Genomic DNA, 14898 nt, shown 5'->3' on the forward strand with positions numbered 1-14898 from the left:
GATTTAGATATCGGAATAGTCAGTCGGTTTCAGCAGACGGGTATCATTTTTGGATACCGTATTCCGATATTCTTCCAGGTCTTTCATGGCATCCCAGTCAGGATCTGTGCGGAATGCATCCCAATGTGCATTTCGGTCTTCCATATTTTCGAAGGTGGTCAGATACATCAGGTTTGGCATATTCGCCCCCGCCAAGGTTTCCGCATAGAAAACAGGATTAAAGTTAAGCTTGTCAAAAATGTCAATTTCACCGCTATTGAACATTTTGACTTTCTGACGGTAAAGCCTTTCCGTGGCGCCTTCATAGCTCCTGAGTTCATATACCCTTTCTGACATTGGCGCAGTCAAATTTGGTGTAGCCATCCTTGGGCTTCCTGTAAATGCCTGAAGTAAAGCCGTTTCTAGACGCACAAATGGAGGGTTGTCGTGGGCAGCGTATATGTAATCTTTACCTGCGTTCTGGTAGGCCTGGTCTTTATCCAGTTTTCCCTGAAATTGAAAATAGTTTTTGGAATTTTTGAAAGGAAGCAATACATAGATTTTCTTTCCAGCATCCTTTTCGGAACTCAGGGGTTTAAATACGCCTACATTGCTTATGCCAGCCCGGTGGGCTGCGGGGATAAAAGCTGTCTTAAGATAATCATCCACCATTTTTTCCTGATTTTGGTTGGAAATATGGTAGATTTTCAATTCGTAAAGGTCTCTTTTTCCATCCTGAGCCTGGGATATCGAGTAGCTAGTTAAGGAAAACAGTAGCATCAGGCTTCCGGCAATTAGAAAAGGGCAATTTTTTAGCATGTTACGTTGAGTTTTTTGTGTAATGAAAATCCAAATATTGGATTCAGTACATAAATGTAAATAAAATCAAACTACTTTAAAAAAAAAGTATAGCAATGGCAAATAAATTATTATTTTTGGTTTTTGCTTTCTATAAAAAGAAAGGGTTAATTTTGAAATATTTATTTTAGGAAAATGAAACGGATTTTAGTAACCGGAGGTGCTGGTTTTTTGGGTAGTCATCTTTGCGACAAACTTTTAGGTGAGGGACATGAGGTACTTTGTGCTGATAATCTTTTCACAGGAAGAAGAAGAAATATCCACCACCTGCTGGACAACAAAAATTTTGAATTTCTTCGACATGATGTGACTTTGCCCCTGTACGTTGAGGTGGATGAAATCTATAATCTTGCCTGCCCCGCTAGTCCTGTACACTATCAGTTTGATCCAGTACAAACTACCAAAACAAGTGTAATAGGTGCCATTAACATGTTGGGTCTTGCCAAACGATTAAAAGTAAAAATTTTGCAGGCAAGTACCAGCGAGGTATATGGAGACCCAGAGATTCACCCTCAGCCGGAATCCTACAAGGGGAGTGTAAGCGTCACCGGACCCAGGGCTTGCTATGATGAAGGAAAAAGATGTGCAGAGACATTGTTTTTTGATTACCACAGGCAGCAAAAACTAAATATTAAAGTCATACGGATTTTCAATACTTACGGTCCCCGCATGCATCCTTCGGATGGCAGGGTGGTGAGTAATTTCATCGTCCAGGCATTGAAAGGAGAAGATATTACCATTTTTGGAGATGGTAAACAAACACGAAGTTTCGGATATGTAAGCGATTTGATCAAGGGGATGCACCTGATGATGAATAGTCCTAATGAATTTATTGGCCCCGTGAATATTGGTAATCCAGTGGAATTCACCATGCTGGAACTGGCAGAGAACGTGCTGGAATTAACAGGATCCAAAAGCAAACTTAAATACCTTCCCTTACCACAGGACGATCCCATGCAGCGGAAACCAAACATTGATTTGGCCAGGGAAAAACTAGGATGGGAACCTAAGGTGCACCTCAAAGAAGGCCTTATAGAAACCATCCATTATTTTGAGCAGATTTTGAGCGAAGGACAGTATTAGTGAAGCTATTAATTCGGTTTTAGGCATTGCTTTCCTGAGCGAGAGCAATGCTTTTTTTGTGCCTTTTTTTCAGATGAATAAACCTGATAAAAAACATTCAAAAGACTCATTTCTTTAAACACTGATTTTGGTTTTTTAAACGACAAATTTTGTATTTTGTAATAAATCAGAATAAAAATTAATTTTAATTCAATAAAAATCAGTTTTAATTTAAAAATAATCAGTAAAACCTTTTTTTATTTGTTCGGCGACAACTATCTTTATTAGGTAAAATACATCACCCGTAATACAAGTTGTTATGAAAAGCAGTTATAAAATTTTCGCAATTGATGATGAGCCGTCGGTATTGCTGATCATTAAACATTACTTCAAGGAAAAATATGAAGTCAGTGTTTTCAATAAACCTGCTGATGCTATTGCTACCATGCATGAAGGGAATTTGCCGGATATTATAATTTGTGATCTCAACATGCCGGAAATTAGCGGTACCGAGTTTGTGGAGTTGATCCGATCCAGTGGTTTTTTTGAGGCTATCCCTTTGATCGTTCTTTCCGCCACAGAATCCTCCGAAAAGAAGATAGCTATCCTAAACCTGGGGGCGGATGATTTTATGGTGAAGCCCTTCAACCCGAAGGAACTGGAAGCACGGATAAACTCTATATTACGAAGAACCGGTAAACCAGCTTTGGAATCCATCGATGGGTAAAAATATCCCAAAGATTGCTTTGATATCTGAAAATCAAGGAGTAGTGGATCTGGTGAATCAGGCTCTTGCTGGGGTATTTGAAATCGCTACGTACTCCAATGGTATCATTTTTTATAACAAATTATCCCATGCCAGGATTGAATTTCTAATGGTCATCAGTGATTCCTCTATGAAAGGGGTTCACGGAATTCCACTAAAGCAAACCATGGAAAAGCTGGGTTTTGGCCACCTTCCGTTTTTTTTGTTGGTGGATCAGGCAAGCCGTGAGGAAATTCGTCAAGCCATGAAGCAAGGTATTTCTGATTTTATTTATAAACCTATTGATAAAAGAAAGCTGCTTACTCGACTGGAGTTCCAGATCAGTCATCCCATACAAAAAATAAAAGAGTCGAAAATCACCCCCCTAAAACAGTATAAAATTCCAAAAATAAAAAGGCTTTTTGATATACTGGTTTCTTGTCTGATACTTATAGCCTTATCCCCTCTGTTTCTTATTATTGCAATTTTGATAAAACTGGAATCAAGGGGTCCGGTTTTTTATTATTCCTATCGTGTTGGTACCGGATACACTGTTTTCAAATTTTACAAATTCCGTTCCATGGATCCCGATGCAGATGCGAAGCTTCACCAACTAAAGCACCTGAATCAGTACCAGAAGCCGGAAGAAAATAAGCGGCAAGAGGTGAACTCCTCAATGGGATCCACTGCTGTAAAGGAACTTTGCGAATTCTGTGAGCAAGCTGGAGGTGGCTGTCTTCAGCCCCTGTACGACGATAATGAGATGGTCTGTGAGAAACTCCTTTTGGCTAAAAAATCCGGTAATCAAGACGCCGCATTTATTAAGATTAAAGATGATCCCAGAGTTACCCGTATCGGAAAGTTTATCCGCAATACCAGTATAGACGAGTTACCTCAACTTTGGAATGTGTTGAAAGGGGATATGTCGATGGTAGGTAATCGCCCCCTTCCCTTATACGAAGCAGAAAAAATCACCACCGACAAATACTCACTTCGATTTCTGGGGCCAGCTGGCATTACCGGTCTCTGGCAAGTGGAGAAAAGAGGAAGAGGGGAAATGTCAGAGGAAGAGCGATTGAGCCTTGACAACGATTACGTCAAAAATTTTTCTTTCTGGTTTGACTTGAAAATTTTGCTGCGTACGGTTCCGGCTCTTTTTCAAAGCGAAAACGTTTGATTTATTAATTTCCAAAATAAGGAAACCCGCCCTTCCCAGGTGTTTTTTGAAGCCTCTTGATACCTTTGAGTGCCTTTTTCGGGCGTATCCGATTCCAATTCTTCGGTGATGGCCTGGCTAAAGGATTTAGCGTCTCTTTCAAGACGGATAAGGGGAAAAAAGGACTGAATATCTTCAGAGAATGGCGTGGCCACGATGGGCTTGCCGGAGGCCAGGTACTCATTGATCTTAAGAGGGTAAATGCTTTTGGTAACCTCGTTGCAAAGAAACGGCAAGATGAGCACATCGAAATGCGCTAAGTAGGAAGGCAGTTGTTCTATTTTTTTGGGTCCTGTAAAATACAGATTAGGTAATTCGTCCAAATCCAGCTTTGTATGTCCCCAATGGTTTCTTGGCCCCACCATGACCAGGCTTTTTTCAGGGTTTCTTTCACAAATACCCTTCACCAATTCGTAATCAATCCGATGGCAAATATTGCCGGTATATCCGATGATAGGTTTGGGAAGTTTTTTTAATTCCTCGGGCAAAGGTATTTCGTTTTCAAAGGCAGATTTAAATAAATTGAAATCAGCGGCATTGGGAAAATAGGCTACTTTTTCTCCGGAAAGGTGTTCCAGATCCGTTTGAAGCAAACGTGAAGTAGCCAGACTCAGATGGGCATTTTTTACTGCCTGAATTTCAAGATAGGCGCCATGCTTCCGAAGGTAAGGTTCCAGGGCTCTGATGTTGTCGCGGGATTGGTAAACAAAGGCTTTTGGTGAAAAACCTTTCGGCAGGCTACTTAGGTAAAGCGGGTTGAAGGAATTGAAAAAAATGAAATCCCTGAATTTTAACTTTCTAAGTCCCTTTTGAATACTTTTGCTCAATCGCCGGTTATTCCAGCCTGCAAGTGTGCGATACAATTTCCCGGGAGGCAGCCAATTGATTGGAAGCATCAGGGGAGGAGTCAGCGCATAAAGGTTAGTATGGTATTCGGTAAGGGGAGTCAGGCAATTTTTCCCGTATAGCAATGCAGGTATTCTTGCTTTCAGGCTGGGTTTTTTCCTTTCCCTTATAAAATCTAGTAGTGTAAATGGGTAATCAACATAAATAATTACCTGATTTCTGGAAAAGGTTTTGGCCAGGGACCAGGAAGCAGAAGAAAAGTCTCCATCCCAGCGGGACATGCTGGTCATAACTATCGGAAGCTGTTTGAATTCTGAAAGTGAAAAATTGCTCATAAAAAAAACGGTTATTTTAGACCTGCTTGTATCGCATTCTAATGAGTAAATGGTAAATTTAGAATAAAAATAACCATTAATTTTTGTTGCTTTGATCTTGTTTGAAATTATTGTCTGGGTTTGTTGTTTTTATCTTTTGTTCCCCCTTTTTAGTGGTTTGCTGGCAGTCCTGAGCAGGAAGGAAAAGCTTCGGGAAAACTCTTTTTCGGCCAATTTTGCCTGTATCATTACGGTTTACAAAGAAAATGACATTGCCTGGCCTTTGGTAAGGGCTTTACTTAAACAAGATTATCCCCACTATCAGGTTTATCTGGTGGCAGATGGAATCGAGGAGCCTTTAGAAAAGCAGGTTCAAGATGAAAAACTAACCCTTTTTCAGCCGAGACCTTTTCTAAACAGCAAGGTAGCCTCCATTGCGCTGGTTCTGGAAAAAATGAAAAAAAAGCACACCCATGTGGTGATATTTGATCCGGACAACCTGGTGCCCGCTCATTTTCTGGGAGTGATCAACCGCTACCATGCAGCTGGGTTTCAAGCGGTGCAAGGGAAGCGAATAGCAAAAAATACAAATGGCACCTATGCGGCACTTGATGCACTTGGAGAGTATTACTACGATTTTGCTGTCCGCAATGTCCCTTACCTTTTAGGTTCTTCGTCCACCATTGCCGGTTCTGGAATGTCTCTGGAAAAAGAAATCTATCAGCAAAACATTTACCATGAAATGCAGGTGTTGGAGGAAAAGGGCTTGGTGGTGGCCGAGGACAAATCCCTGCAGGTGGAGTTGGTGGGAAGTGGAATCCGGATCGGGTATGCGGCAGCAGCGATCATTTTTGATGAAAAGATTACAGCTGCTCCCCAAATCGGCAGACAAAGGAGCAGGTGGCTAAACAGCTATTTTGGTCAGATTCCAACTTCATTCCGGCTTTTGCTGAAAGGGCTGGTTTCCTGGGATTGGAACCAAATCTATTTTGCGGTAATGGTGTCCATGCCTCCCATGGTCATTTTGGTAGGGGTAAGTTTATTGCTTGCTCTTGCAGCATTGTGGGTTAAGGTAAGTTACTTTTTTCTATTGGCGGGATGTTTGATTTTGTTTGGGTTGGGTTTTTTGACCCTCCTTACATTGAACCATACCCCTTTGGAAGTAATCAAAGCCATACCCAAAATACCACTTTTTGTTTGGGGCCAACTGTCCGGCATGTTGAAAATAAGAAAAGCCAACAAGGATTTTATGGCTACCAGTCATCAGGAAATCACGGAAATTGAGCCTCTCTGGGAAAAACGCCGGAATGAATTCAGCCATCTGGAAGCATGGTGGAAATAATTCCTGAAGTTTATTTTACGTTTTTCGGAATTTCGCCAGTAAGGAAGCTACTAATTTTGGATAGGCTCGGGCCGCCTGTACCCAGCATTGGAAAAATTGTATCTTAATGTACCTTTTAAGAACCAGGTGTTTGATCAAAGCGGTGCAAGAAACCGCCAAAACCAACCCATAGGCGGCTCCTAATAAGCCGATCCAATGAATGAATAACCAACTTAATCCCGCGCCATAAACAAAGGTTCCAAAAACCATTACCATATTAATAAAAGGCCTGCCAATGGCATCTAAAAACACACCTGACTGCCTGTCAAAAGGTTTGATCAGTGCCAGAAAAGCCATAATTCGTAAAAAAGGTACTGCATCCAGGTAGGTTTCTCCTGCTATAAATAAAACGATGTAATGCGCAAAAACCAGACAAAATAGCCAAAATGGAAAGGTAAGGCTCAGCATCATTCCGGTTGTTTTTTCATAAAGTTGGCTAAGATCCCCTGTTTTCCTGGTATCGTGAGCTTCTGCCGCCTTGGGGTAGCTAATGGAAGCAATGGAATTCACAGGTATTTCTACCATGTTTAACACCCTTCCGGCCGTATTGGCCATGGCAACCTGCACGGGGGAGAGGAGGGCTCCAAGCAGAAATTTATCCAGTCCGTTGGTAAGCATGGAAACCAGATTGGTTCCGAATACAAATTTCCCGAAGTGAAATATTTTTGCCAGCCAATATTTTTTTACCTGCCATTGAAAACCAAAATAGCGCCGGACCTGATAGGCCGACATCAGGGTAGCTAACAAAAAGGCGGCATTGTGGTACCAGGCGAGGTGAACCAGGGTTAATTTGTTTTCGCTAAGGTACCCGATCAAAATTACCAGAAAGAAGGGCAAACTTTTGCTGATTCCTGCAAGGAAATAGGCCTTAAAATCGTAACTGGCCTGCATCAAAACCAGGTTATGCGTGTGGATAACCAATACAGGTAGCACCCAGGCATAAATCGTTAGAATAGTTGCCAACTTCGGAGAATTGAATAGTTCAGCAATCGGCTGAGCTGCCAAAAAGAGAAGCACGAGTATCAGGAAACTAAGCAAGGCATTGAGCAAAAGAGCTGCAGATTGGATTTTTCGCTGTACGGCTGGATTTTTTCCTACAATGAATTTGATCATACCGTTTTGGATAAACCCGTTTCTGGCCATATCCAGAATGGAAGTAATGGTGATGAGCAGTACCCAAACCCCAAAATCCTCTGGTGAAAAAATCCGAACCAGCAACATGAACCCAACAAAACCCAGTAAAAAATCCACCCCTCGGTGCATCATGGTAAAAAAGCCACTTTTAAGCCAATATTTTTTATCACTCATGCCTGGTGGAGTATATCCTGGTATTTGGCCAGTGTCGTGGCGGCACCCTTTTTGTAATCGAATAATGCAGGTCTTTGATGCCCTTTTGCTATTAATTTTTCACGGATTTCTTCATTATTTAGAAGCTGTTCGATGCCCTGGCGGATGCTCTCCGGATCAAAAGGATCGATAAGCATCGCTGCATTTCCAGCCACTTCCGGCATGGAAGAGGTATTGGACGTGATTACGGGACAGCCGCAGGCCATGGCTTCCAAAATCGGCAAACCGAAACTTTCACGAAGAGAAGGATAAAGGAACAGCACGGCCTGGCTGTAAATGGCTGGCAGGTCTTCATTGGGAATGTATCCGGTCAAGTGAATTTTGGAAAGTAGCAGCGGAGCTCCGATTTCGGAAAGCATGGATTGAAGCACTTCCTCTCCAATATCGGGCATGACCAAAACGGGAAATGCCACATTTGCCGACTCCAAAAGCGCCAAGCTCTTCAATACCCCTTTCAGGTTTTTTTTGGGATCGGTATTTCCTAAAAAAAGCATGAAAGTTTTCGGAAGTGCATAGGTTTCGCGAACCTCTTGTTGCCTGGAAATGGTTTCGGACTTAAAATGGCTGGCAACGCCGTTGTAAACGACAGCTACCGTTGATGAATCCAATCCGAAATGGCGGGTAATCCTCTCCTGTTCGAAAGCTGAAACCGTAAAAATTCCCGCTGCTTTTTTCATCACAACCGGCACATTCCATCGACGGTATAGGTTACCCAGTCGCTGGTACCAACTTCCTTCTTTCAGGTTTATTTTTTCCAGATAGATGATATCATGAAGGGTTATTACGAGTTTTGTCTGGCAAAATACAGGAGCCGTATTGCTGGTGCAATGCAGCAGGTCCAGTTCGTATTTTTTTACGGCCCGGGCCAAATGATATTGTTCCCAGAGAGGGTAGGGAGAAGCGGGTAGGGGGATAATGGTGAAATTATCAGTGGGCTGAATGGGTGATGAATCTTCAGTTTCGTTTACAAAAATAAAATACTGGTTTTCAGTATCCATTTCCTGCAAATTGCGGATCAGTGCAAGGGCCACCATATCCATTCCGTGCCTTTTTTTACGAAAAATGCGCTGTGCTTCAATGCCTATCCTCATTCTGGATCAAGTTTAAATTATCATTAATGTTTTGCATAAAAAGCCCAGCCCCAAAGCCTTTAAAATAAGTTTTAGCATGAGCCCATTCTGAATGTATCAGATACACGATGAGATTCTTGGGTAAGGCGATGGCCAGGTAATAAAGGGCAGTAAAAAAGAATAAAGGCCAGGTTACATTTCTGCGTAAAAAAAGCCAGCGATTTCGGCTCATGTAGTAGGTTTTCAACAAGGAGTTTTTTCCCACGCTCATGGACTCTTTGTGCAAAATGTATGTCTGTGGTTCGTACCAAAGTGTATAGCCGGCGTCCTTGATTCTTTCGCAGTAATCCATTTCTTCGTAATAGAGAAAATACAATTCAGCCATCATACCTATCTTTAAAACCACTGTCTTGGGAATAAACATGGCGGCACCGTGTGCCAACTGTGTGATTTCCGCTTTTTGGTATTGTCCTCGATCTTTTTCCAGATACCCTTTTCCTTTTCCTCTGCCTGTAATCGGATTAATGGCTGAAAACCCGGCAAATTGGATGGTGTCCGGTTGGTCGTAGTATAAGATTTTTGGACAAACCAACCCAATCGTTGGATTTGTAAGGGAGCGGTCAAGCAGTACATCCAGAATATTTTCGGCGACCTCGGTATCATTGTTGACAAAGAAGAAATAATCCCCGCTTGCTGCCTCCATTCCTCGGTTGTTGCCACCCGCAAACCCTTCATTGAGAGGATTTCGTACTAAAATGGTATTTGGATACCGCACAAGAATTTCTCCAGGGTCTTCCTTTGAGGCATTGTCTACGACAATGATTTCTACCCGTGTATAGGTGACTTTCTGGAAAGAGGCCAGAAAAGCCAGGGTATGCGTTAATCCATTGTAGTTGATGGTGATGACAGAGATCAGCGGTTTATCCATTTTTACCCGATTTTATTGTGTTATTTTCCAGTTGGGGAGAAAGATACAGGTAGGCCCAAGACATGTACAATATGATCCCCGTAGGCATTTGCCCCAATAATGGATTGCCTATGGAGGCGGCAGCTATTCCAACGTAACCGGCAAATAACGCGAGTAATTTTTGTCTGAGCCGCGGATCTTTTACCTGCCAGGTTCGGAAAAGAGCTAATAAACCGATAAAAGCCAGGATAAAAACATGCAGTGCTAGCCCGACGATCCCCATTTCTGCCCAGATTTTTATAAACCAGCTATCATTGGGTGTTTCAGCCAGGAAGGTGCCGGGGCTAAATCGCTGTCCCCAAAAACCGGAAGTACCGATACCTCCTCCAAAGGGCCTGGTTTTCAGGTACTCTGCAAATTTTGCCTGATTGGATAGCCGCACATTGAGTGAAGCGTCATTGGGATCCAAAGCCGATCGTACCCTTCGTATCTGGTAATATTCATTTCCAATGCTCGTAAATTTTAGAAATACGAATACCATTCCCAGACCAATCAATCCAATGGCCATTAGTTTAAAATTTTTTGAAGCAAAAAGATAAGCCAGCGTTCCCGCTACCGGCACCATCAAGGCTCCCCTTGTTCCGCTCATAATCATCATGTAAAAAAATAACAAGGCACAACATCCGAAAAGGACCCGGTACCCTGTCCGGAAAGGACCCAACGCAAGTACCAGTGCGATCATTCCCGAATGAGCAATGCCAGCTCCAAATTGGCCCGCATCGGAGAAAAAGCTGAAAACGCGCAGGTTGCCAAATAAGACATGCGTGGACCTGGACCCCTGATCCAGCCATCTGTTTTCTGCAAAGTCTAATCCGATATAATACTGTCTTAGTCCCCACAGCGAAGCCAGTATGGAAAACAGAAAAATGATTTTGAAGAACCGGTCTAGATCTTTTTGAGTATGAGCATAGAGTAGGGTGAGTGGAACGGTAAGCAACATGTAAAGAGCTGTGCCCCTGACGGCATACACCCAGGCGGAAATACTTCTGGCCTCAGGATTAAAAATCTCTGCCACGTTATACCCCATCCAAATTAAGGTAACCGATATCAGTGGGTTTTTGAGATATGTGAAATCGGTTTTGACACGGGTATGAAAAATAGCACTGATAAGCACTGCTGCCAGGGCGAAGTCCACGGTTAGTCCCAACGGCAGGCTAGGTACATACCTACTCGCTCCGATGGACACAAAGGCAAATATCAGGGCGGTGTACAGGCAATGGGCAGGATGTCCCATCATGTATACGCCGAGGCCCACTCCGAGTGGAATAGCAAATAAGGTTCCTATGCCAAAAATCCCGGTATGGACCACCCACAAACTGACCATCAAGGATAAGACCAGTGCTGTCAGGGGAAAGGTTAGTTGAATTCGGGATAAATCCATAGGGTCAGGACAAGATTTTTTTAATTTTTGACCGTACGAAGGACCTTTTTCTGGGAATTTCTCCATTGACATCCTCCAGTTCATCGTCTTTCAAGTTATTTAGCCAGACCACATGAGGGATTTCTATCATTTCTTTCAAACTCTCGTGAAAGCGGGTATCGGATGAATTCCAGTTGCGTTCGGCATCTAAAACCATCACCAACACATTTGCCTGATTAATAAGGGTGTAATTCAAGGGCACCTCTTCGATGTTGGGAAGTTCCCAAAGGATAAATTCCTTTTCTGTTTGAGCAATCCTATCTTCCCAGTATCTGTCTTCTTGATCATAAATTGTCATTTGGTGGTTGTAGGTAAGGGTATCGCAGGGCATTAGGGCTGCGTCCCCAGGTTTGCCCCAATAGGCCATATTTCTGTTTTGGTCCATTAATTCTTCCACCAATTTTTGGATTAGGAAGGTTTTACCCTCCCCTTGTTTTAAACTATAAAAGAGGATGATTTTTTTTCCCTGTTGGGGCAGGTGTTTGCCGATGTTGTTATAAAATTGCTTCCGCAGGCGGTTAAATAAAATATCCTTCTTTACCGCCTTGCTCAAAACCGTTTCATCGATCCATGCCCCGGAAACCTTCAATCCGGTTAATTTCTCTGCTTGAGGGGCAGATTTAATGGTACGGTCCAGAAAAAAAGATAAAATCACCAGTGAAAATCCCAAAAAACCCGTGGCCAGGGTACCTCCCAGAATAAATAACATGCGTTTGGAGGGGAGGGGTGTTTTTGGGTAATAGGGTTCATCAATCAGTTTCTGAGAAGAGGACATCTCCAGGTCGTATTTTTGCAAATAAGCCATGTTTAGTCCGTGAAGGATAGAAAGGTACTGTTCTTCGTTGACACTAACATCCCGTTCTAATTTTTTTAGTTCTGCACCAAGCGGAGCAAATTCTTCAATTTTTCCTGATAGGTAAGCTTTTCTGTTTTGCATTACATCCAGGGATTGTTTCTGCTGTTCAAAGAGGATTTTTAGTCGCAACCACTCTTCTAATAAGGTTTCTCTTTGGATCCCCTGAAGTGTATTGCTGTTTTGAAATAACTCTTTGGAGGCTTCTTCTATTTGGGATTTTAGGTTTGTTATTTCAGCGGTTAATCTTTCGATTTTAGGAGCTGAGCTGTTCTGAGATAGTAAGCCCTGGATTTCCATATCCCTAACCACAATTTTATCTTGAAGACTGGATATTTTTTGAATAATCACCTGTCTTTTGTCAAAATTCTTAAACATTTCCTGTATTTCATCTAAATTGGACCGGGTGCCCGAGAGCAGGCGCTTGGATCTTTCCTCGTCTTGTTCGTGCTCTAATTTGGCGATATCCAGGTATTTCCCCTGTTCGTAGTAGTTCAGGATTCTGTTTTGGGTCATGAATGACTTCAGATTACCTTCAGCCTCCCGTAATTTGTCCTGAGCTATCGTAAGTTGATTTTGAAAGTAGGAAATGGAGTTGGTGTTTTCCATTTCTTTCATCCCCGAATACCTTTCCATAAAAGCTTCAGAAATTAGTCGTAAGGTATGAAAACAAATACCTGGATCGTTTGTACGGTAGGAGATTTCCATCATATCAGAGGAGGATTTTCTTCCCACATACAATCTTTCCAGTACTTTTCTAATGGAATAGTGCTCGTGTTCCCGAAGTATGTATTCAATGGGCGAGTCGGGAATATTTTGGTAGTGTGCCCTTACCCGTGCCAGGGTTTGTTCCAGGTTGCCGGGTACGGACAGTTCCTTCCAGAGATTTGGGTCAATGTGATTTTGCAGATCCCGGTAGGACTCCTTCTGAATAATACTGGGAACAGCTTCAGAGAGCGAAAGGTGTATGGCCAGTAGCCGGAGGACAGCGTCCTCTATGGTCTCCCTTGATTTAACCAGTAGCGTGAGGTTATCAAATAAGTTATTAGAGGTGTAAAAATCCATACGTATTACTCCGCCATCGGTAGCCCCACGGTTGGTATTGGGGTCGGTGAAAATGATGGTCTTGCTTTCGTATTCGCGTGGCATGTTTTGAGTGAGGAAAAACACACCCAGCCCAACCAAAATTGGAGGAATCAGGATTCGGAATTTGTTTTTCCAGAGAAGACGAATCAGGTGCTTAATACTCATTTTTACGGATTAGTTGGTCCAGTGTGACCCCGATTAATAATTCCAGTTTCTGAACGGCCACAAAAAAACTGCTTTTGGCATTTTCGTATTCCGATTGGGCGATCGTATGAACCTCCACATTGCGCATATAGCTGGTAGCATCCAGATTGCCCAGGTTGAATTCCATTTCCATTTGCAATACATTCGTTCTTGCCTTTTCCTGCATTTGTGAACGGATATTCATCAGCCGCTGTGCCAGAAGAAGGTCATTATACTGCTCGATGACCTGACCAGCTATCACCAGTTCCATTTCCCGGGTTTTGTGAAAGGTGGCTTCCAGTTCTCTTTCCTGAAGCTTGATCCGGTCACCCCGGTTAAATATTTCTGATAACGGAATGCTCAAATTTGCACCGGCGCGGTATCCGTTGGCAATATTCGATAGATCAGCACCTTGAGATCCGGTAGTGACGATGGCCTGATTACCATAGCCGTAATCCACATAACCGCGCAACAAATTGGTCCAGGATTTTTTTGCCAGCTTTAGTCTCGATTCGGCAGACCCGACAAGTGCTTCGTTAAGTTGGACTGTGGGATGCTGACCTACGGCCAACTCTATAAGGCTGTCTAGCGGAGGCAATTGATTTTCAATTGGAATCGTTAAATCCAATTCTCCTAAAATACCTCCTTCCTGTTGAGCTAATACAGATTCACTCAGCGTAAAAATTCCTAAAAAGTAAATCAGGCCCAGGTTTATGCACCTAAAAGGTTTTTTTACCATGAATTTCATTTATTTATATGCTAATGACAAAAATAGGTTTATGTAAAATATATTACTGTTTTTGCCCTATTTTTAAAATAAAATTACTAAAAATTTTAATTTATCCTTTTTTTTTGAATTTAAATTTTCACCCTATATATTCATTAATTATTTAAAAGATAGATGATTCAGCAGAAATTAGCGGATAGGTTACGGGAAAAAAGCCAGGCACTTTTCGGAAGGGAAGCGCGTACTACAGGTGAAAAATCCCACCTTTACCTGTCGCTTTTCAAGGAAATTCTTCAGGGTATCATCCGTTTACTAAATGCAAAAATCAGATTGAGGAAATGCGAGCGAGTGGGCAAATTAGTTACAGTAAGGGGTCGCCTCCGTGTAGAGGGAGGTGGTGCCATACGAATTGGAGATCGCTGTAAACTTTGGTCACATATGGGCACTACCCAATTATATGCCGATCGGGGAGCTTTGTTGGAAATTGGGGACGATACCTTTATTAATACCGCCTGTATCTTATCAGCAAGTCAGCACATATCCATTGGGAAAAACTGTCAAATAGCTAATCAGGTAGTCATCATGGATGGAGATTTTCATGGTGTAGAAAATCGGGATGAAAAGGGAAAATCCGGTGCTATTTTTATAGAGGACGGTGCCTGGTTGGCTACCCGATGTATGGTGCTAAAAGGGGTACGGATTGGGAAAGGGGCTACAGTGGCCGCCGGTGCAGTAGTGACAAAAGATGTGGCGCCTTATACTCTTGTGGGAGGAGTCCCTGCCAAATTGATTAGGAAATTACCGGTGCCGGAAACTGTGTTGGTGCCATAAAATATAATAAAAT

13 protein-coding genes are annotated in these 14898 nt (G+C 42.5%); 5 read left to right on the forward strand and 8 right to left on the reverse strand.

Translation table 11 applies throughout. The features are described from left to right. Positions 1-3: 3 nt before the first annotated feature. Entirely contained in the window at positions 4-798 is a 795-nt protein-coding gene (locus tag GKS34_RS00160; protein WP_240459131.1) for an NIPSNAP family protein, read from the reverse strand. A 174-nt stretch (positions 799-972) separates the two neighbouring features. Here GKS34_RS00160 and GKS34_RS00165 point away from each other — a divergent pair, with 174 nt between their 5' ends. The 3 genes from GKS34_RS00165 to GKS34_RS23660 all read left to right on the forward strand — a co-directional run bounded on the left by GKS34_RS00165 (position 973) and on the right by GKS34_RS23660 (position 3821). Next, on the forward strand, positions 973-1920 hold the full coding sequence (locus tag GKS34_RS00165; protein WP_163382804.1) for a UDP-glucuronic acid decarboxylase family protein: 948 nt from the start codon (positions 973-975) through the stop codon (positions 1918-1920). 298 nt (positions 1921-2218) lie between these two features. Beyond that, complete coding sequence (locus GKS34_RS00170; RefSeq protein ID WP_163382805.1) at positions 2219-2626, forward strand: response regulator transcription factor; 408 nt, start codon at positions 2219-2221, stop codon at positions 2624-2626. Next, entirely contained in the window at positions 2619-3821 is a 1203-nt protein-coding gene (locus GKS34_RS23660; RefSeq protein WP_163382806.1) for a sugar transferase, read from the forward strand. The genes GKS34_RS00170 and GKS34_RS23660 overlap by 8 nt, the downstream gene beginning before the upstream one ends. Here GKS34_RS23660 and GKS34_RS00180 read toward each other — a convergent pair. Next, positions 3803-5041: a glycosyltransferase gene (locus GKS34_RS00180; protein WP_240459132.1), complete on the reverse strand. Its 1239-nt coding sequence runs from the start codon at positions 5039-5041 to the stop codon at positions 3803-3805. The two genes, GKS34_RS23660 and GKS34_RS00180, sit on opposite strands and share 19 nt — an antisense overlap. 91 nt (positions 5042-5132) lie before the next feature. Here GKS34_RS00180 and GKS34_RS00185 point away from each other — a divergent pair, with 91 nt between their 5' ends. After that, a complete protein-coding gene (locus tag GKS34_RS00185; protein WP_163382807.1) occupies positions 5133-6362 on the forward strand; it encodes a glycosyltransferase in 1230 nt (409 codons plus the stop codon). A 15-nt stretch (positions 6363-6377) separates the two neighbouring features. On the opposite strand, the gene GKS34_RS00190 is transcribed toward GKS34_RS00185, so the two are convergent. The 6 genes from GKS34_RS00190 to GKS34_RS00215 are packed head-to-tail and all read right to left on the reverse strand — an operon-like array spanning position 6378 to position 14066. Then, on the reverse strand, positions 6378-7709 hold the full coding sequence (locus tag GKS34_RS00190) for an oligosaccharide flippase family protein (protein WP_163382808.1): 1332 nt from the start codon (positions 7707-7709) through the stop codon (positions 6378-6380). Then, positions 7706-8839, reverse strand: a complete 1134-nt coding sequence (locus tag GKS34_RS00195; RefSeq protein ID WP_163382809.1) for a glycosyltransferase family 4 protein — start codon at positions 8837-8839, stop codon at positions 7706-7708. The genes GKS34_RS00190 and GKS34_RS00195 overlap by 4 nt, the downstream gene beginning before the upstream one ends. Further along, positions 8823-9746 carry a glycosyltransferase family 2 protein gene (locus GKS34_RS00200; protein ID WP_163382810.1) on the reverse strand — a complete coding sequence of 308 codons (924 nt, stop codon included), beginning with the start codon at positions 9744-9746 and terminating at the stop codon, positions 8823-8825. Before GKS34_RS00200 ends, GKS34_RS00195 begins: the two co-directional genes overlap by 17 nt. After that, the gene (locus GKS34_RS00205; protein ID WP_163382811.1) at positions 9739-11166 is read right to left on the reverse strand and encodes an O-antigen ligase family protein; all 1428 of its coding nucleotides are present in this window, start codon (positions 11164-11166) and stop codon (positions 9739-9741) included. Before GKS34_RS00205 ends, GKS34_RS00200 begins: the two co-directional genes overlap by 8 nt. Positions 11167-11170: 4 nt before the next feature. Continuing rightward, positions 11171-13309, reverse strand: coding sequence for a GumC family protein (locus GKS34_RS00210; protein ID WP_163382812.1), 2139 nt, complete (start codon positions 13307-13309; stop codon positions 11171-11173). Next, the gene (locus GKS34_RS00215) at positions 13299-14066 is read right to left on the reverse strand and encodes a TolC family protein (protein ID WP_240459133.1); all 768 of its coding nucleotides are present in this window, start codon (positions 14064-14066) and stop codon (positions 13299-13301) included. The genes GKS34_RS00210 and GKS34_RS00215 overlap by 11 nt, the downstream gene beginning before the upstream one ends. A 162-nt stretch (positions 14067-14228) precedes the next feature. On the opposite strand from GKS34_RS00215, the gene GKS34_RS00220 reads away from it, so the two are divergent. Beyond that, positions 14229-14885 carry an acyltransferase gene (locus GKS34_RS00220; protein ID WP_163382814.1) on the forward strand — a complete coding sequence of 219 codons (657 nt, stop codon included), beginning with the start codon at positions 14229-14231 and terminating at the stop codon, positions 14883-14885. The last annotated feature ends 13 nt before the right edge of the window (positions 14886-14898 follow it).

Source organism: Cyclobacterium jeungdonense (assembly GCF_010994275.1).
Taxonomy (GTDB): domain Bacteria; phylum Bacteroidota; class Bacteroidia; order Cytophagales; family Cyclobacteriaceae; genus Cyclobacterium; species Cyclobacterium jeungdonense.